Origin of the sequence: Micromonospora sp. NPDC000316, assembly GCF_042898885.1 — a bacterium.
Taxonomy (GTDB): Bacteria; Actinomycetota; Actinomycetes; order Mycobacteriales; family Micromonosporaceae; genus Micromonospora.
Genome location: NZ_JBIAZG010000004.1, coordinates 205,241 through 221,428, shown reverse-complemented (window position 1 = coordinate 221,428; position 16,188 = coordinate 205,241). Strand labels below are relative to the sequence as shown.

The window sequence follows — 16,188 nt, the reverse complement described above, 5'->3', positions numbered from 1 at the left end:
GTCGGGCTGCCCCGGAAACCCTTTGTCGGCACGCTGGTTCGGACGCAGCCGGTTTTGTGGGGCAGCTTTGTGGCTCTGCCGTGGGACGGGTTGCTCGGGTTTAGGCGGGGCGGCGCATCTGTAGCTCGGTCAGGGCGGGGATCGTGGGGTGTGGCACGCGTACGCCGGTGTCGATGAAGCCCAGGCGCTGGTAGGCCCGGTAGGCGCGGTCGTTGCCGACCACCACCTCCAGCATCAGGTCCGGCCGGCCGCACGCTCGGGACCAGGCCGCCACCTCGTCGATCAGCTCACCGAGCAGCCCGGTGCCCCGACGGGCCGGGGTGACGTACACGGCGTAGATCACGGTCAGTTCGGGCTCGTCCGGGGACAGCGTGCCACCGGCGTGCCCGACCAGCCGGCCACCCGGGTCGGCGATGAACTGCGCCCTGTTGGGCCCGAGCGAGGTGTACGCGATCCGCGCGGCGTACTCGGCGTGGGAGACCGCCGCAGCCTGGGCCACGGTCTCCAAGAAGGCAAGCGGTGCGTCGGCGAGCATCTCCAGGCGCAGCGCCCGCATCCGGGCGGCGTCCTCCGGGCGTACCCGACGAATTGTCGCCGGTCGGAGGCCTGGCTCGGTGGTCATGCCCGCATGCCTATCACAGGAGATGGACGACGGATCTCGACGTGCTCGATCGCCGTCGGCCGGCCGGGTCACGCCAGTGCGTCGCCCAGGTACGCGACACCGCTGCGCTCCTGCGCCATGTTCCACAACCTGGTGGCCAGGGCGCCGATGACGCCGTGGAGCGATATCTCGACATCCTGCTCCGCGGTCTGCGCCAGTGAGGCAACGCGGCCCGTGCCGCGCCGGCAGTCATGAGCGTGGATATCTCCGATCGAAAACGGTGATGGCTCCTGCTGTCGGGAACGCGCTCGACGCCGCCCAGGATGTGCCCGATTTGCGGTAGTGCGCGGCCGTCACTCCTCGTGTAGCGTGCGATTTCGGTCACCCATTTCAGCGGTCGACGTCGATCGGTGAAGCGGTGGGCCGGGAGGCGTTCGGCCCTGCCGTGCGCCGCTGCCAGGCAACGCCGCGCAGAGTGAGGAAGTGCACCGTGGCACAGGGCACCGTGAAGTGGTTCAACGCCGAGAAGGGCTACGGCTTCATCGCCGTCGACGGCGGTCAGGACGTGTTCGTCCACTTCTCCGCGATCGAGATGGACGGCTACAAGGCGTTGGACGACGGTCAGCGGGTGGAGTTCGAGATCGCCCAAGGCCAGAAGGGTCCGCAGGCGGAGCACGTGCGCGTCGTCGCCTGAGCATCACCCCGCCTGAACCTCGTCCGACCGGCCGGTGAATCGCCTCCGGTCGTCGGCGGGTCGGGGCTGTGGTAGCGATGCCCACCCTGGAAGATCGTGAACCGTCCAGCCGATGCTGAGGAGGGTTCATGACCGACCAGCCGCCCCCGCCCACCCCGCCCCTCGGGCCGGGGGAGCAGGGTCCGTCCGATCCGACCTCGCCCGGCACGCCGCCGGTCGCCGGCGCGGCCCCCGGTCCGCAGCCCGGCATGCCGCCCGGCACGGCCCCCGGTCTGCGGCCCGGTGCGCCCTCCGGCCCGCCGCCCGGTTGGGATCCCGCGCAGGGTGGTTGGGGCCCGCCGCCGCAGGGCTGGGTCTTCCCGCCCACCGGCGGCTACCCGCCCGGCGCGGGTCCCTACGGCGGGCAGCAGTGGTATCCGGGGGCACCGGTCGGCTGGTACCCGCCGGGTCACGGCCTCGACCCCAACGACGCCCTGGTCACCCCGCCCGGCGCCGGTATCCAGGGCTGGCTCAGCCGGTTCAACGGCGCGCTGCGTCGGGGCTGGCGGCAGTTGGTGCCGATCATCCTGCTCACCCAGGTGCTGCCGGCGGCGGTCCTCTCGATCATCTCGCTGGCCGTGGACCCGACGGCGGGCTGGGACGCGTGGGCGGCGGAGCCCGGGTCGGATGCGACAGCCAGGCTGCCGGAGACCTTCGGCACCGACGTGGCCATCCTTCTCGTGGCGTTGGTTGGCGGCAGCCTGCTCTTCGGTCTGGTGCAGGCGGTGGGATGGGCCGCCGGCAGTTGGGTGATCACGCAGCAGGCGGCCGGCAGGCCGGCCCGCGTCGACGCCGCGCTGCGGTACGGCGTGCGCCGGGCGCTCGGCCTGTGGGGCTGGACTCTGCTGATCAGCGTGCTCGTCGGTGTGGGTGTCTGCTTCTGCGTACTGCCGGGCATCTACCTGGCGTTCGCGCTGAGCATGGCCGGTCCGGTCTACCTCTTCGAACGGCAGAACCCGATCGGCCGGTCGTTCCGGATGTTCCACGACCGGCTCGGGCTGATGCTCGGCCGGGTGGCGCTCGTGGCCGCGGTGGTGATCGTCGGCAGCCTGATCCCGGGCCTACTGGAGTCGCTGGGCAACGTGGCGCTCGGTCCGGACCCGCTGTTGTCGCCGGGCACTGCGGTCGGGGCGGTGGCCGTGATCGGGGTCACCGCGTTGCTGGCCCTGCCGGCACACCTCGTCCAGTTGGTCGGCCTGCTGGTCACGTACACCGAGCAGCGGGCCTATGAGGCGCCGGTGAACAGCGCCCAACTGGCGGCGGAACTCGGCTGAGCGCCCCCATCGTGCTTGCACTCGGCAGGGGAGAGTGCTAAACAAGTCATTGGCACTCGCATACCGTGAGTGCCAATGGTCGGGACGGTGGGGCCAGGTTGCACCGGCGTGGAGACGCCGGGGTGGCATGGCTGGTCGTCGCGGGCTATCCGGCCCGGCCGAAGGACGTCGTCGTCGCCAGGTGGCGACGTCCCAAGGTGCGTACACCAGGCGGCCCATCCGGGGCACACAACTCGGGTGGCCCGTGAGTGTCCAGGAGGACAACGCCGTATGGCCAAGATGATCGCGTTCGACGAAGAGGCTCGCCGCGGCCTCGAGCGAGGCATGAACCAGCTCGCTGACGCCGTAAAGGTGACGCTCGGCCCGAAGGGCCGCAACGTCGTGCTCGAGAAGAAGTGGGGTGCCCCCACCATCACCAACGATGGTGTGAGCATCGCCAAGGAGATCGAGCTCGAGGACCCGTACGAGAAGATCGGCGCCGAGCTGGTCAAGGAGGTCGCCAAGAAGACCGACGACGTTGCCGGTGACGGCACGACGACGGCGACCGTCCTGGCTCAGGCCCTGGTGCGCGAGGGCCTGCGCAACGTGGCCGCTGGCGCCAACCCGATGGCCCTGAAGCGGGGCATCGAGGCTGCTGTCGCGAGCGTCTCGGAGGAGCTGTCCAAGCTCGCCAAGGACGTCGAGACCAAGGAGCAGATCGCCTCCACCGCCTCCATCTCCGCCGGTGACAGCACCGTCGGCGAGATCATCGCCGAGGCGATGGACAAGGTCGGCAAGGAAGGCGTCATCACCGTCGAGGAGAGCAACACCTTCGGGCTGGAGCTTGAGCTCACCGAGGGCATGCGCTTCGACAAGGGCTACATCTCGGCCTACTTCATGACCGACCCGGAGCGCATGGAGGCCGTCTTCGACGACCCCTACCTCCTGATCGTCAACAGCAAGATCTCGTCGGTCAAGGACCTGCTCCCGATCCTCGAGAAGGTCATGCAGTCGGGCAAGTCGCTGCTGATCATCGCCGAGGACATCGAGGGCGAGGCTCTGGCCACCCTTGTCGTCAACAAGGTCCGGGGCACCTTCAAGTCGGTCGCCGTCAAGGCGCCGGGCTTCGGTGACCGCCGCAAGGCCATGCTCGCCGACATCGCCATCCTCACCGGTGGTCAGGTCATCAGCGAGGAGGTCGGCCTCAAGCTCGACGCCGTCGGCCTCGACATGCTGGGCCGCGCCCGCAAGGTCGTGGTGACCAAGGACGAGACCACGATCGTCGACGGTGCCGGTGACGCCGAGCAGATCCAGGGTCGGGTCAACCAGATCCGGGCCGAGATCGACAAGAGCGACTCCGACTACGACCGTGAGAAGCTGCAGGAGCGGCTGGCCAAGCTGGCCGGTGGCGTCGCGGTGATCAAGGTCGGCGCGGCCACCGAGGTCGAGCTCAAGGAGCGCAAGCACCGCATCGAGGACGCCGTTCGCAACGCGAAGGCGGCCGTCGAGGAGGGCATCGTCCCGGGTGGTGGCGTCGCGCTGGTGCAGGCCGGCAAGACCGCCTTCGACAAGCTGGACCTGGTCGGCGACGAGGCGACCGGTGCCAACATCGTCAAGGTCGCGCTGGACGCCCCGCTGCGGCAGATCGCCGTCAACGCCGGCCTCGAGGGCGGCGTCGTGGTGGAGAAGGTCCGTAACCTCGAAGCGGGTTACGGCCTCAACGCCGCCAACGGCGAGTACGTCGACCTGCTGGCCGCGGGCATCATCGACCCGGCCAAGGTGACTCGCTCGGCGCTGCAGAACGCCGCCTCCATCGCGGCGCTCTTCCTCACCACCGAGGCTGTTGTCGCGGACAAGCCGGAGAAGCACCCGGCTGCCCCGGCTGGCCCGGGTGGCGGAGAGATGGACTTCTGAGTCCAGTTCCGACACGGAACGGGGCGGGCCGCTGACGCGGTCCGCCCCGTTCGTCGTCAGGTGGGCAGTGGGTGGTTCGGCCCGTTGACTGTCAGGTGGGCAGTGGGCAGTTCGGCCCGTTGACTGTCAGGTGGGCAGTGGGCGCTGGTTGCGCCGTTTCTTCGCCTGGTCGTACGGCGGAGGCAGTTGGATCGGCGCGTCCACCATCTCCTGCGACTCCTCGACCACCGACGCGCCGTCGGTGGTCATCTCGGCCAGTTGCTCGGCGTCGCCGTAGTCGAGTCGGTCGAACGGCAGTTGACCGGGGAGTTCGGCGACAGGCTTCCAGGTGATCGGCGGGCCGTCCTCGGTCTGGTCATCATCCGTGGTCATGGCTGCCTCCTCTTACCGAAACGGTAGGGGGCGCCGATGACCGATGGGGGCGAATCGCGTTATCTGGGTCTATATCCCATTCGCCCTTTAATCGACATCGAGTGTTCGCCGGTACAGGAAGAAGACCCGCTCGATCCGGGCACCCGCGCTGCCCGAGTAGAACGGCACCGGTCCCACCCAGCCGATCTGAGCCCGGTCCAACCCCGCTGCCCGCTGGTCGCGCAGGCAGCGCCGCAGCAGCACCCCGCCGATCCCCGAACCCTCGGCGACCGGCGCGGTGCCCATCGGCCCGAACCAGCTCGGTCGGGACGACCCGTACGCGGCGAAACCCAGCACCTCGCCGGCCCGCTCCGCCAGGTGGCAACCGGCGCCATCGCGACCCACCGACCCGGCCAACTCGCCGTCCCACGTGCCACCGAAGGTGGACCGGGCGAACGCGGTCAACGCCGGCAGGTCCGCCAGCTCCGCCCGGCGTACGGTGATGCCCTGATCGGCTAGCCGCCGCTCCGCCGCCTCGGTGGACCGCAGCGCCGCCGACCCGTCGTACGACAGGTCGGCTGTCATGTTCCAGGCGGTCCGGTCCTGCTGGTAGCCCAGCGCGAGGGCTGCGCAGACCGCAGCCGTGTAGCGGACGTCGATGCCCGGCCACGCGTAGTACGGCGGGTTGCCGGCCAGCAGCACCTCTGTCGCGCCGCGCTCGGCGAGCACCCGCTCGGCCCGACCCAGCAGCGTCCGGCCGACACCTCTGCGGCGCTCATCCGGCAGCACCGCGACGAGGTCGACGTGCCCGGCGGACGGGTCGCTCGACGACACCGAGCAGAGCAGCACGCCGACCAGATCGGCCCCCCGGTACGCGCCCAGCGCAACCACCTGACGGTCGGCGGCGGCCCGGGGCCAGAGCACGTCCACGATGGCTGCCGCCTCGGTCGCGTCCTCGGTCAGGTCGAGAGCCTGTGCGCAGAGGCGTACCACGCTGGGAACCAGATCGGAGGTCAGCTCGGTGACGATGATCTCGGCGGTCATGGTGGCCGACCCTAGATCACCGCTCGTCGTGCCGTGCTCCCGCCCGCCGCGTTAGGAAGGGTCCCTTCCTATACACGAGGCGTTAATAAGGTGCCCTTGCTTATGGCCGGGCGGCGCGGACGGCGGCGTAGGCATCGACCTGGCCCGCGCCTGTGACGTTGGCGGGGCCGCCGCAGGCGTCGGCCGGGTTGCCGGAGCGGTAGGTGGGCGTCGCAGGGGTGGCGGTGTCGCGCAGGATCTGCCGGGTCCGGGGCAGGTCGCCGACAAGCGCCGGATTCGCCGACCACATCAGCGCGACCACTCCGGCGACCTGCGGGGTCGCCATCGAGGTGCCGTCCAGCGCCGCGTACCCGCCGCCGGGCATCGCCGACACCACTCCCACCCCCGGGGCCAGCACGTCCGGCTTGCCCACGCCGCCGGCCACCGGCCCGCGCGAGGAGAACTCCGCCACCCGCCGCTGCGCGTCGACCGCGCCCACGGTCAGCACGTTCGCGTACGGCGCGGGCGGGTCGTCGATCGACCCACACCACGGGCCGGTGTTGCCGGCGGCGGCGACCACGAAGATCCCGGCGGCATCCAGCGCCGCGGTGGCCGGCAGCAGCGCGCCCGGGTCGCAGCCCTCGATCGGCGGGCAGCCCCACGAGTTGGTGAGCACCTGTGGGGCGCGCTCCGGTCGGCCGTCGGTGAACGGGTCACCGCCGGTCGGGAAGGGGGCCAGCATGAACTGGAGGCAGTCCAGGTAGTGGCCCGGGCTGCCCAGGTTGCGGTCCAGGTTGACGCAACCCACCCACTGCGCGTCCGGCGCGACCCCGATGCCGTCCCGTCCGACCGCGCTTCCGACCGTGTGGGTGCCGTGCCCGCCCATGTCGTTCGGGGCGCGGGTGCCGTTCCACGGGTCGTACCAGGAGTCGTCCCCGCCACGGAACCCGGCCCGCAGCGTCGGGTGGCCCCCGTCCACCCCGGAGTCGGAGCTGCCGACCACGATGCCCGCTCCGGTCACCCCGAGCTGTGACCAGACGCGGTCGGCGCCGATCTGCCGGATGTTCCACGCCGGGCCGGTGGGTGCCGGCGCGGCGCCCCGGCTCTGCCCCGCCGGGGCGGGCAGTGGCCGCAGGCGCTGGCTGACCAGCACCCGGGCCACCTCGGGCCGCCGCGCCAGCCAGGCCCGCACGAACGGGCCGCCGTCCACCTCGAGCGCGTTCACCAGGTAGTACGGCACCGGGTCGAGTCGTAGCCGGGTCACGTCCCGACGCAGGTTGGCCTGGCTCCGCTCGGCGGTGGCCACCAGCCGGCGGTAGACCTCGGTCGCCCGCGCGTCGCGTCCGACCCGCCCCGGTGTGCCGGCCGGCAGGCCGCTCAGGTCGGCCTGCTCGCGCAGCACCACAAGCAGCCGCTCGCCGTGCAGCCCGGGCTGCCCCGGCCCGACGTCGACGACGGCAGCCGTCACCAGCAGCACCGCAGCCGTCAACGCGGCCACCCGACGGCTCGGGGTGCGTGCCTTCGGCCGGGCCAGCAGCACCGCGTACCCGATGGCTACCAGGACCGCGACGGCGAGCCCGGCACCGGCGGCGACCGCCACCCAGAACGGCACGTCGCGGGTGCCGACAAGCAGCAGGGTGATCTCTTCCGGGTCGGTGAACGCCAGCGGCCCGAACACGCCTAGGCCGACCAGCCACCCGGTCGCGGCCCGGCCGGCGCGTGCGGCGTCGGTCGGGTCGGCGGTGGGCCGCCAGGTGCTCGCCCAGAGGGCGGCCAGCGCGAAACCTGCCGGCGGCAGCGTCAGCAGGTTGGGCAGTTGCGCCCCGGACTCACCGACGCCGGCGGCGAGCAGCAGCAGCGCCACCCCGGCGACCAGGCCGCCGACCAGCACCAACCGGGCTGGGCGCGGCGGCCGGCCGACCGCGAACCGGGACCAGAAGGTGGCGTCCAACAGCGTCGCGGCCAGCATGCCCAGGGCGGCGGCAGCCACCGCCGCCAGCGCGGTCTCCAACAGCCCGCCGAGCGCGCCAAGCCAGGCCCAGGGCAGCAGGAGCGCCAGCCCGGCGGCGACCGCGAGCAGCGGCACCGGCCCGCGCGACGCCCGCCAACGCCCGACCGGCTCCGGGCCTTCGCCGACCTCGGGCCGCGCGGCGTCGCCGTCTCCGTGGGGCGCCGCGCCGACGACAGAGCCGGAAGCCTCGGGGTACGACCACCGGCGCGCCCACAAGCGCAGGACGAGCGCCGTGAGTGCCGTCGCACCGGCAAGCACAGCCAGGTACGCCTCGTGGTGCACAGGCGGCACGATCCGCACCAGCGTCAGCACCGCGAGCGTGAGTGCCGCGCCCAGCCAGGCCCGCCCGGTGGCTCGGACGGCAGCCGAGCGGGGCAGTACGGCCAGCAGCAGGGCGGGAGTGCCCACCAGCGCGGCGGTGACCAGGCCCAGCACCGGCCAGAGCCAGCCGACCCGGTCCCGCCCGAAGCTCAGCAGCACCTGGTCGGTGAGCCAGCCACCGGACTGGGCGACAACTGTTACCCCCACCGTCCAACCGCCGGCCAGCACGGCCGCGACCACCGGCCAGGGGGAAGTGTGGTCGCTGACGTAGGGGTGCTCAGGCTGCCCTTGCATCCGAGAACCTTACGACCGCGATGAACAGTTTCGACCCGGCCATCGCCTTCTGGGTTGACCGGAAACCGGCACCGCCGCGGCGACACGACGGAAGACTTGCAGTTAGGGCACCTCCAATTGCAAGTGGTGACGCTCGCCCCGGCCTGAGGGGTGGCGGCGAATGCCGACACATTGGCGCGGCGGTTACGGTGGACGGGTGCGTGACCCCAACATCTCCCGATCGGTCGCCGGGCAGCTCTCGCCGGTCCGCCGCGCCGCTGACCTGCGCCGACTGCGGGCGGAACGCTTCGACGTGCTGGTCATCGGCGGCGGGGTGACAGGTGCCGGCGCCGCTCTGGACGCCGCGTCCCGAGGGCTGAAGGTGGCCCTGGTCGAGGCGCGCGATCTCGCCTCCGGCACCTCCAGCCGGTCCAGCAAACTCATCCACGGCGGGCTGCGCTACCTGGAGCAGTTGGAGTTCCATCTGGTCCACGAGGCGCTGACCGAGCGGGGTCTGCTGGCGACCCGACTCGCGCCGCACCTGGTTCGCCCGGTGCCGTTCCTGGTGCCGCTGCCGGCGGGTCGGGGTCTGCGGGACCTGCCCGCCCGGATCTTCCGCCGCTCGTACTACGGCGCCGGCGTGGCCACGTACGACGTCTTCGCCGGTCTCTTCGGCGGCGGCCGGGGGATGCCGCTGCACCGGCATCTGACCCGGGAGGGTGCTCGGCGGATCTTCCCGAGTCTGCGGGCCGACGCGCTTGCCGGGGCGATCCGCTACTACGACGGGCAGGTCGACGACGCCCGGCTGGTGGTCACCCTGGCCCGCACCGCGGCCAGCCTCGGCGCCACGGTGGTCAGCAGCGCCCGCGCCGTCGGGCTGATCCGGCAGGCGCGGGAGGTCACCGGCGTACGGGTTCGTGACCTGGAGGCACCGGCCGGGTCCCCGGACGCCGAGTTCGAGGTGCAGGCCCGCACTGTCATCGCCGCCACAGGTGTGTGGAGCGACGACATGTCCCGAATGCTCAACGACGTGGGCCTGCGGCCCGGCGTCCGGGTGCGCGCCTCGAAGGGGGTGCACCTGGTGGTGCCCCGCTCGGCGATCACCGGCGAGACGGGGCTCATCCTGCGTACGGCGCGTTCGGTGCTCTTCGTCATCCCGTGGGGCGGGCACTGGATCATCGGCACCACGGACACCGACTGGCGTCTGGACAGATCTCACCCGGCGGCCTCGGCCAGCGACATCGACTATCTGTTGCAGCAGGTCAACACCGTGCTGGACCGGCCGTTGACCACCGCCGACATCGAGGGCGTCTACGCCGGGCTGCGGCCGTTGCTGGCCGGCGAGGCCGACTCCACCTCGAAGCTCTCCCGCGAGCACGCCGTGTTCGAGCCGATGCTCGGGCTGCTGCTGGTAGCGGGCGGCAAGTACACGACGTACCGGGTGATGGCCTCGGACGTGGTCGATCGGGCCGTGCGTCGGTTGGGTGGCGCCCGCGCGTCGCGTACCGCCGACCTGCCGTTGCTCGGTGCGGACGGCTATCCGGCGCTGTGGCGGGACCGGGCCGACCTGGCCCGCCGGCACGGTATGCCGGTGGGCGTGCTGGAGCATCTGCTGGAGCGGTATGGCAGCCTCACGCTGGATCTGCTCACGATGATCGACGCCGATCCGCTGCTCGCGTCGCCGCTGGCCGGGGCTCCGGAATATCTGGCCGCCGAGGTGGCGTACGCGGCGCGGGCCGAGGGTGCGCTGCATCTGGAGGACGTGCTGACCCGGCGGACCCGGATCTCCTTCGAGACCAGCCACCGTGGCGTGGAGTCGGCGGAGCACGCCGCCGAGCTGATGGGGGCGGTGCTCGGTTGGGACGCGACGACCCGGGCCCGCGAGGTCGAGCACTACCGCGTGCGGGTGGAGGCGGAGCGGCAGTCCCAGTTGATGCCGGACGACGCGGCGGCGGACGCGGCACGGCTCGGCGCTCCGGATGTCAGGGGTTACGCGGCGGATCGGGGTGGGGACGACGATCAGGCGAAGTTGCGTCCGTCCGCTCGGTGAGGAAAGGTACGTTACCAAGGGGTAACTAACGATACCCCCCCGAATGGTGGTTTCGGACGCTACCTACGGTGGGGTAGGTTCCGCGCGTGCCTTACCGCGCGCACCCCCGCCCGCTCGCTCTCCTCCTCGCTGCGGTGCTCACCAGCACCCTGACCGGTTGCGCGCTGCTCGACCGGGATGCGGCTGCGGAGCCGGCCGCGCAACCACCGGCCGGTGCGGCAGCGGGCGGGTCGCAGCTCGAGATTCCGACCACTGTGGCGGTGGGGCAGGTCAGCCTGTTGCAACGGCTCGGCGCGGACGGCCCGATGCGCACTCTGAGCGTCGAGCGGGACGGCAGCTGGCAGTGCCTCGACTGCGCCGGTGACGGGGTCACCTCCCGGGGCAGGCTGGCCCCGGAGCTGACCGAACGGCTTCAGGTGCTGCTTGCCGACCCGGCGCTGGCCCAGGAGACCGACCAGGTCCGGCGGTACCGGGCCACCTGCATCGACGCGCTTACCTCCAGCCTGCTCACGTCCTCCGGGCTGATCACCTCACAGGACTGCCCGGGTGAGGAGCGCACGACGGTGGCGGGGGAGATCCTGCTGCTGCTCACCCAGGCCACCCCGGCCGAGGTCGAGGGCTGAGCGGGCTCGATCAGAGCACCTTGCCGGGGTTGAGCAGACCCTCCGGGTCGAGCGCCGACTTGATCGCCTGGTGCACCCGGACGCCGACCGGGCCGATCTCCCGGGCCAGCCAGTCCCGCTTGAGCAGCCCGACCCCATGCTCGCCGGTGCAGGTGCCGCCCAGGTCCAGGCCGAGCCGCATGATCTCGTCGAACGCCCGCCGGCCCCGCTCCACGCTCGCCGGGTCGGCCCGGTCGACGACGATGTTCGGGTGCATGTTGCCGTCTCCGGCGTGCCCCACCACGCCGATCGGCACCTCGCACTCCGCGGCGATCCGGGCCACCCCGTCCAGCAGCGCGGCGAGCGAGCCGCGCGGCACCGCCACGTCGTCGATCACCAGGCCACCGTTGCCGCCCGGGTAGGTGTCGGCGGCGAACTTCTCCATCGCCGGGTGGGCCAGCCGCCGGGCCTGCAACAACGCCGCCGCCTCCACGGCGTCGGTGGCCGCGTAGACCTCGTCGGCGCCGGCGGCCTCGCACACCTCGGCCAGGCCGACCAGGTCGTCGGCCGCCCGGCTGCCGGTGTCGGCGGCGGCCAGCAGCAGGGCCTGCGCGTCGGTCCGCAACCCCATCGGTTGGTACGCCTCGATCGCCCGCAGGTGGGTCTGGTCCAGCAGCTCCAGGAGGCTGGGGGTGAGGCCCCGCGCGGCGATCTCCGCCACCGCCGCGCCGGCAGCCGCCGTGGACGGGAAGACCGCGACCAGGGTCAGCGATTCGGCAGGGGCGGGCCGCAGCGCCACAGTCACTTCGGTGATCACCCCGAGGGTGCCCTCCGAGCCGACGAAGAGCCGCGTCAGGTCGTAACCGGCCACCCCCTTGGCGGTACGCCGGCCGGTGCGCAGCACCTCGCCGGAGGCGAGCACCACCTCCAGGCCGAGCACGTACTCGGTGGTCACCCCGTACTTGACGCAGCACATGCCGCCTGCGTTTGTGGCCACGTTGCCGCCGATGGTGGACGACTCCCAGGAGCCGGGGTCCGGCGGGTACCAGAGCCCCTGCTTGGCCACCGCCCCGGCAAGCGTCGCGTTGACCACACCCGGCTGGACCACAGCGATCCGGCTCACCGGGTCGATCTCCCGGATCTCGTTCATCGCGACGGTGCTGAGCACCACAGCGCCGTCCACCGCGTTCGCCGCGCCGGCCAGCCCGGTCCGCGCACCCTGCGGCACCACGGGTACGCCGTACCGCGCCGCCGCCTGTACCACCGCGACCACCTGCTCGGTGCTGCTCGGGCGGGTCACCACCAACGGCATGCCGGCGGCGCAGAGGTCGGCCTCGTCGCGCTGGTGCATGCGCAGCAGGTCCGGGTCGGTGAGCACGGCGTTCTCGCCCAGCGCGGCGCGCAGGTCGTCGAGGAGTCCGGTGGTGGGGGCCATGCAGCCGAGGCTAGGTCGCCAGCCGCCGATCATCAACATGATCAACTCTGCGGGCTAACTTGGGCACATGCTCTACCTGGACCGGCCTGCCTGGCCGTGGCGCGGCCGACTCTGGTCACACCTGATCAGCGACGTCTCCTACGCCGAGTTGCACGCCTTCGCCGAGGCGCTCGGCGCGCCCCGGCGCGGCTTCGACCGCGACCACTACGACATCCCGGCCGACCGGTTCGCGTCGGCCGTGTGGCTCGGCGCCCGTGTGGTGCCGAGCAGGGAGCTGGTCCGGCTGCTCCGCGAGGCCGGCCTGCGCCGCCCGAAGCACCTGGTCAAACCGCGAGCGTCGGCGGCCCGCTGAGGCTTGCCAGCTCCCGGCGCAGGTTGTCCCGGGCCGGCTGCTCCCATCGCTTGGCGAGAGGCGGCAGCCGGAACAACTCGGGCAGCGCCAGCAGCGCGGTGAGGACGCCGGCCCGACCCGTCCGGAAGGCATGCTCGGGCACGTGCGCGTACTCCTGCCGGATGGCCGCCGCGTAGCGGTCGTAGGCGGCGGGCGGCGCGGCCAACACGGCGAGGTCCGCGTCGCAGAGCAGGGCGCCGTCGGGGTCGTCGGGCGCCACCACGTGCCCGGCGGTGAGCAGGACGAGCCGCCGGACCTCCGCCACCGCCGTCGCCGGCAGCCCGAGCCCGGTGAGCAGGCTCTCGGCGAGCGCGGCGCTGTCCCGTTCGTTTGTGTCGCCGGGAGCCCTGGGGTCGTAGATCGCGTCGTGACACCAGGCGGCAAGGCGGACCAGGTCGGCCCGGTCGGCAAGCGCGGCGTGCCCGTCCACCACGTCGAGTACGGCGGTCAGGTGCGCCACCGTGTGGTAGTGCCGGTGCGGCTCCCGCCACCGGGCGAGCAGTTGCTCGCCGGCCCGGGTCGAGGCATCGTCGAGCATCACCCCGGCACCCCGGGCTGCCGCCCGCCACCGGTCCAGCAGATCGGCCACCGCCCGAGTCTGCCGTATTCGTCCCGTGCGCGTGTGGCGGGAGGATTCAGCGCGCCCGCCTCGGGTAGTCGCGCTCATGGCCGTGGCCCGGGACAAGAGACCTCCGATGGTGCGTCGTGCCCCGCTGCGGGAAGGGCTGGTGGACCTCGACGGCGCGCGTATCGCCGAGGCCACCGAGGAACTGCGCCATCGCGGCCGGGCCACCCTGCACGACCGGCTGCACCGGGTGCGGATGGCCGGTGGGCTGGCCGTGCAGGCCGGGCTGGCCGCCGGGCTGGCGTACCTGATCTCGCTCAAGCTGCTCAACAACCCGCAGCCGGTCTTCGGGCCGATCTCCGCGGTCGGCACCCTGGCGGCCTCGGTCGGCCAGCGGACCCGCCGGACCGTGGAGCTGATCCTCGGGGTGGCGATCGGAGTGGCCATCGGCGACTTCCTGATCTACCTGGTCGGGACCGGGGCGTGGCAGCTCGGCCTGGTGGTCACTGTGGCGATCCTGCTCACCATCTTCGCCGGCGCCAGCGTGTCCATCGTCATCCAGACGGCGGCCACGGCGGTGCTTATCGTGACGCTGAGCCCCTCCACCGAGGATCTGGAGATCCCGCGCTTCATCGACGCGTTCCTCGGCGGCGGGATCGCGCTGCTGGTGACGGCTGTGCTGCTGCCGCTGAACCCGCTGCGGGTGCTCAATCGGGCCGCCCGACCGGCGCTGGACCTGCTCGCCGACCAGCTCGACGCCTGCGCCGACGGGCTGCGCAAACGGGACCGCGATGCCACCCAGCGGGCACTGGAGCGGATGCGCGACAACAAGGAGGAGTTGGCCACCCTGTCCGAGGCGATCGAGGGCGCGAAGGAGACCGCCACGCTCTCCCCGGCCCGCTGGCACCGTCGCGGTGAGCTGACCCACTACGCGGAGGCCGCCGACCCGATCGACCGGGCGATGCGCAACACCGGCACCCTGATCCGCCGGTCCGTCACGCTGATCGAGGACTCCGAGCCCGTGCCGGATCCCATGCCGGACGGGATCGCGCACCTCGCCGAGGCGGTCCGGCTGCTCAAACAGCAGTTCGCGGCGGGCCAGGAGCCGCAGAAGGCACGGGAGCGGTCGCTGCGGGCGGTAAGCGAGGCCGGCCGGGCGTACGCCGCAGGGGTCGGCTTCTCGGGCAGCGTGGTGGTCGCCCAGATCCGGACGACGGCGAGTGACCTGCTGGTGGCCTCCGGGATCGAGCAGGAGGAGGCGAACCGGTGGATCCGCACCGCCTTCGGGGAGCAGGAGCGGCCGGTCGGTCAGCCGGCCGGGCCGGCCGAGGCGCCGAAGCCGCCCACCGCGCCACCCATCGGCTGAGCGCTCAGCCCAGCGTGGCCAGCGCCGCGAGCAGCCGGTCCACCTGGGCAGCGGTGCTGCCCAGGCCGATGCTGGCACGCAACGCGGTGGGTGGAAGATCCCGCCGACCGGTACGCGCCGCCGCGTCGGCGAGCAGCCGCCGGGCCAACGGGTGGGCACAGAACAACCCGTCCCGTACGCCGATCCGGTGCTCGGCGGCCAGCCGGGCGGCCACCTCCGCCGAGTCCCGCCCGGCGACCACGAACGAGACGATGCCGACCCGGGGCGCCTCGGGGCCGAAGGTGCGCAGCTCCACCACGTGCGGCAGGGCGGCGATGCCGGCGCGTAGCCGGGCCAGCAGCGCCTGCTCGTCGGCGGCCAGCGCGGCCCGGTCCGCGTTGCCCAGCGCCTCGCAGACCGCAGCCAGCGCCACCGCACCCAACAGGTTCGGCGTGCCACCCTCGTGCCGTGCCGGGCCGGTCGTCCAGGTCACGTCGTGGGTGGCCGGCCCGACGTGGCTTGTCGCGCCGCCACCGGACAGGTAGGGCGCGGCGGCGTCCAGCCAGTCCGAGCGGCCGATGAGGACGCCCGCGCCGAACGGGGCGTACAGCTTGTGGCCGGAGACGGCCAGGTAGTCCACATCGAGCGTGAGCAGGTCGACGGGGGCGTGCGGGGCGAGTTGCGCGGCGTCGAGGACGATCCGGGCACCGTGCCGGTGGGCCACCCGCGCCAGCTCGGCGACCGGCCACCGCTCCCCTGTCACGTTGCTGGCCCCGGTCACCGCGACAAGCACCGGCAGCGCCGGGTTGCTGTTCCGGCGCAGCTCGGTGAGGGCGGCGGCGAGAGCGCGTACCGCCTCGGCCGGGTCGGTGGGCACCGGCAGCCGGACCGAGCCGCGCGGCCACGGCAGCAGGTTGGCGTGGTGCTCACCGGCGAATGTGACAACCGTCGCGCCGGCCGGCAGGGCCCGAGCCAGCAGGTTGAGCGCATCCGTGGTGTTCCGGGTGAAGATCACGTGATCGTCGGCGCGGGCGCCGAAGAAGTCGCCGACCGTCTGCCGGGCCCGCTCGTAGTCGAGCGTGCAACGGCGCGACAGCGCGCCAGCGCCTCGGTGCACGCTCGCGTACCAGGGCAGCAGTTCGGTCACCGCGTCGGCCGCGGCCCGCGCGCACGGCGCGGTGGCCGCGTAGTCCAGGTTGATTTCGCCGGGTACGCCGAGCACGTCGAGCGGCGCCGCCGAAGCGGGAGCGGCGATCGTGGGCAGCGAGGGTACGAGGGTGACGGGCATGCCGGAGCCTCCGGGGTCAGGGACCCCTGGCG

At 72.6% G+C, this 16,188-nt stretch carries 14 protein-coding genes; 7 read left to right on the top strand and 7 right to left on the bottom strand.

What is annotated here, in order from left to right:
- Positions 1-100 precede the first annotated feature (100 nt).
- Positions 101-622 carry a GNAT family N-acetyltransferase gene (locus ACFY2Q_RS11890; protein WP_387129463.1) on the bottom strand — a complete coding sequence of 174 codons (522 nt, stop codon included), beginning with the start codon at positions 620-622 and terminating at the stop codon, positions 101-103.
- A 469-nt stretch (positions 623-1,091) separates the two neighbouring features.
- Here ACFY2Q_RS11890 and ACFY2Q_RS11885 point away from each other — a divergent pair, with 469 nt between their 5' ends.
- The 3 genes from ACFY2Q_RS11885 to groL all read left to right on the top strand — a co-directional run bounded on the left by ACFY2Q_RS11885 (position 1,092) and on the right by groL (position 4,501).
- Positions 1,092-1,295 (top strand): cold-shock protein, encoded by a 204-nt coding sequence (locus tag ACFY2Q_RS11885; RefSeq protein ID WP_053654337.1) that lies wholly within the window; start codon positions 1,092-1,094, stop codon positions 1,293-1,295.
- A gap of 128 nt (positions 1,296-1,423) precedes the next feature.
- Positions 1,424-2,608: a hypothetical protein gene (locus tag ACFY2Q_RS11880; RefSeq protein ID WP_387129462.1), complete on the top strand. Its 1,185-nt coding sequence runs from the start codon at positions 1,424-1,426 to the stop codon at positions 2,606-2,608.
- 270 nt (positions 2,609-2,878) lie between these two features.
- Complete coding sequence (gene groL / locus ACFY2Q_RS11875; protein WP_387129460.1) at positions 2,879-4,501, top strand: chaperonin GroEL; 1,623 nt, start codon at positions 2,879-2,881, stop codon at positions 4,499-4,501.
- 126 nt (positions 4,502-4,627) lie between these two features.
- Here the strand turns inward: groL and ACFY2Q_RS11870 are convergent, their stop codons facing one another.
- The 3 genes from ACFY2Q_RS11870 to ACFY2Q_RS11860 form a co-directional block, all read right to left on the bottom strand.
- Positions 4,628-4,873 (bottom strand): hypothetical protein, encoded by a 246-nt coding sequence (locus ACFY2Q_RS11870; protein WP_387129457.1) that lies wholly within the window; start codon positions 4,871-4,873, stop codon positions 4,628-4,630.
- Between the two features lie 87 nt (positions 4,874-4,960).
- Entirely contained in the window at positions 4,961-5,896 is a 936-nt protein-coding gene (locus tag ACFY2Q_RS11865; RefSeq protein ID WP_387129456.1) for a GNAT family N-acetyltransferase, read from the bottom strand.
- Positions 5,897-5,996: 100 nt separating this feature from the next.
- Complete coding sequence (locus ACFY2Q_RS11860; protein ID WP_387129454.1) at positions 5,997-8,501, bottom strand: S8 family serine peptidase; 2,505 nt, start codon at positions 8,499-8,501, stop codon at positions 5,997-5,999.
- A 211-nt stretch (positions 8,502-8,712) separates the two neighbouring features.
- On the opposite strand from ACFY2Q_RS11860, the gene ACFY2Q_RS11855 reads away from it, so the two are divergent.
- Complete coding sequence (locus ACFY2Q_RS11855) at positions 8,713-10,530, top strand: glycerol-3-phosphate dehydrogenase/oxidase (RefSeq protein WP_387129772.1); 1,818 nt, start codon at positions 8,713-8,715, stop codon at positions 10,528-10,530.
- Positions 10,531-10,616: 86 nt separating this feature from the next.
- Positions 10,617-11,153 carry a hypothetical protein gene (locus ACFY2Q_RS11850; RefSeq protein ID WP_387129452.1) on the top strand — a complete coding sequence of 179 codons (537 nt, stop codon included), beginning with the start codon at positions 10,617-10,619 and terminating at the stop codon, positions 11,151-11,153.
- 10 nt (positions 11,154-11,163) lie between these two features.
- On the opposite strand, the gene ACFY2Q_RS11845 is transcribed toward ACFY2Q_RS11850, so the two are convergent.
- A complete protein-coding gene (locus tag ACFY2Q_RS11845) occupies positions 11,164-12,567 on the bottom strand; it encodes an FAD-binding oxidoreductase (RefSeq protein WP_387129450.1) in 1,404 nt (467 codons plus the stop codon).
- 67 nt (positions 12,568-12,634) lie between these two features.
- On the opposite strand from ACFY2Q_RS11845, the gene ACFY2Q_RS11840 reads away from it, so the two are divergent.
- Positions 12,635-12,919 (top strand): DUF4031 domain-containing protein, encoded by a 285-nt coding sequence (locus tag ACFY2Q_RS11840; protein ID WP_387129449.1) that lies wholly within the window; start codon positions 12,635-12,637, stop codon positions 12,917-12,919.
- Here the strand turns inward: ACFY2Q_RS11840 and ACFY2Q_RS11835 are convergent.
- The gene (locus ACFY2Q_RS11835; RefSeq protein WP_387129447.1) at positions 12,891-13,547 is read right to left on the bottom strand and encodes a metal-dependent phosphohydrolase; all 657 of its coding nucleotides are present in this window, start codon (positions 13,545-13,547) and stop codon (positions 12,891-12,893) included. The genes ACFY2Q_RS11840 and ACFY2Q_RS11835 overlap by 29 nt on opposite strands.
- Before the next feature lie 106 nt (positions 13,548-13,653).
- On the opposite strand from ACFY2Q_RS11835, the gene ACFY2Q_RS11830 reads away from it, so the two are divergent.
- Entirely contained in the window at positions 13,654-14,889 is a 1,236-nt protein-coding gene (locus ACFY2Q_RS11830; protein WP_387129445.1) for an aromatic acid exporter family protein, read from the top strand.
- Positions 14,890-14,893: 4 nt separating this feature from the next.
- Here ACFY2Q_RS11830 and ACFY2Q_RS11825 read toward each other — a convergent pair whose 3' ends face one another.
- Positions 14,894-16,156: an aminotransferase class V-fold PLP-dependent enzyme gene (locus ACFY2Q_RS11825; RefSeq protein ID WP_387129443.1), complete on the bottom strand. Its 1,263-nt coding sequence runs from the start codon at positions 16,154-16,156 to the stop codon at positions 14,894-14,896.
- Between the last annotated feature and the right edge of the window lie 32 nt (positions 16,157-16,188).

Excerpts from the sequence above, each read along its gene's own strand:
- ACFY2Q_RS11845 (WP_387129450.1), bottom strand. The coding sequence starts at position 12,567 with ATGGCCCCCACCACCGGACTCCTCGACGACCTGCGCGCCGCGCTGGGC.
- ACFY2Q_RS11865 (WP_387129456.1), bottom strand. The coding sequence starts at position 5,896 with ATGACCGCCGAGATCATCGTCACCGAGCTGACCTCCGATCTGGTTCCC.
- ACFY2Q_RS11825 (WP_387129443.1), bottom strand. The coding sequence starts at position 16,156 with ATGCCCGTCACCCTCGTACCCTCGCTGCCCACGATCGCCGCTCCCGCT.
- groL (WP_387129460.1), top strand. The coding sequence starts at position 2,879 with ATGGCCAAGATGATCGCGTTCGACGAAGAGGCTCGCCGCGGCCTCGAG.
- ACFY2Q_RS11860 (WP_387129454.1), bottom strand. The coding sequence starts at position 8,501 with ATGCAAGGGCAGCCTGAGCACCCCTACGTCAGCGACCACACTTCCCCC.
- ACFY2Q_RS11830 (WP_387129445.1), top strand. The coding sequence starts at position 13,654 with ATGGTGCGTCGTGCCCCGCTGCGGGAAGGGCTGGTGGACCTCGACGGC.
- ACFY2Q_RS11890 (WP_387129463.1), bottom strand. The coding sequence starts at position 622 with ATGACCACCGAGCCAGGCCTCCGACCGGCGACAATTCGTCGGGTACGC.
- ACFY2Q_RS11880 (WP_387129462.1), top strand. The coding sequence starts at position 1,424 with ATGACCGACCAGCCGCCCCCGCCCACCCCGCCCCTCGGGCCGGGGGAG.
- ACFY2Q_RS11840 (WP_387129449.1), top strand. The coding sequence starts at position 12,635 with ATGCTCTACCTGGACCGGCCTGCCTGGCCGTGGCGCGGCCGACTCTGG.
- ACFY2Q_RS11870 (WP_387129457.1), bottom strand. The coding sequence starts at position 4,873 with ATGACCACGGATGATGACCAGACCGAGGACGGCCCGCCGATCACCTGG.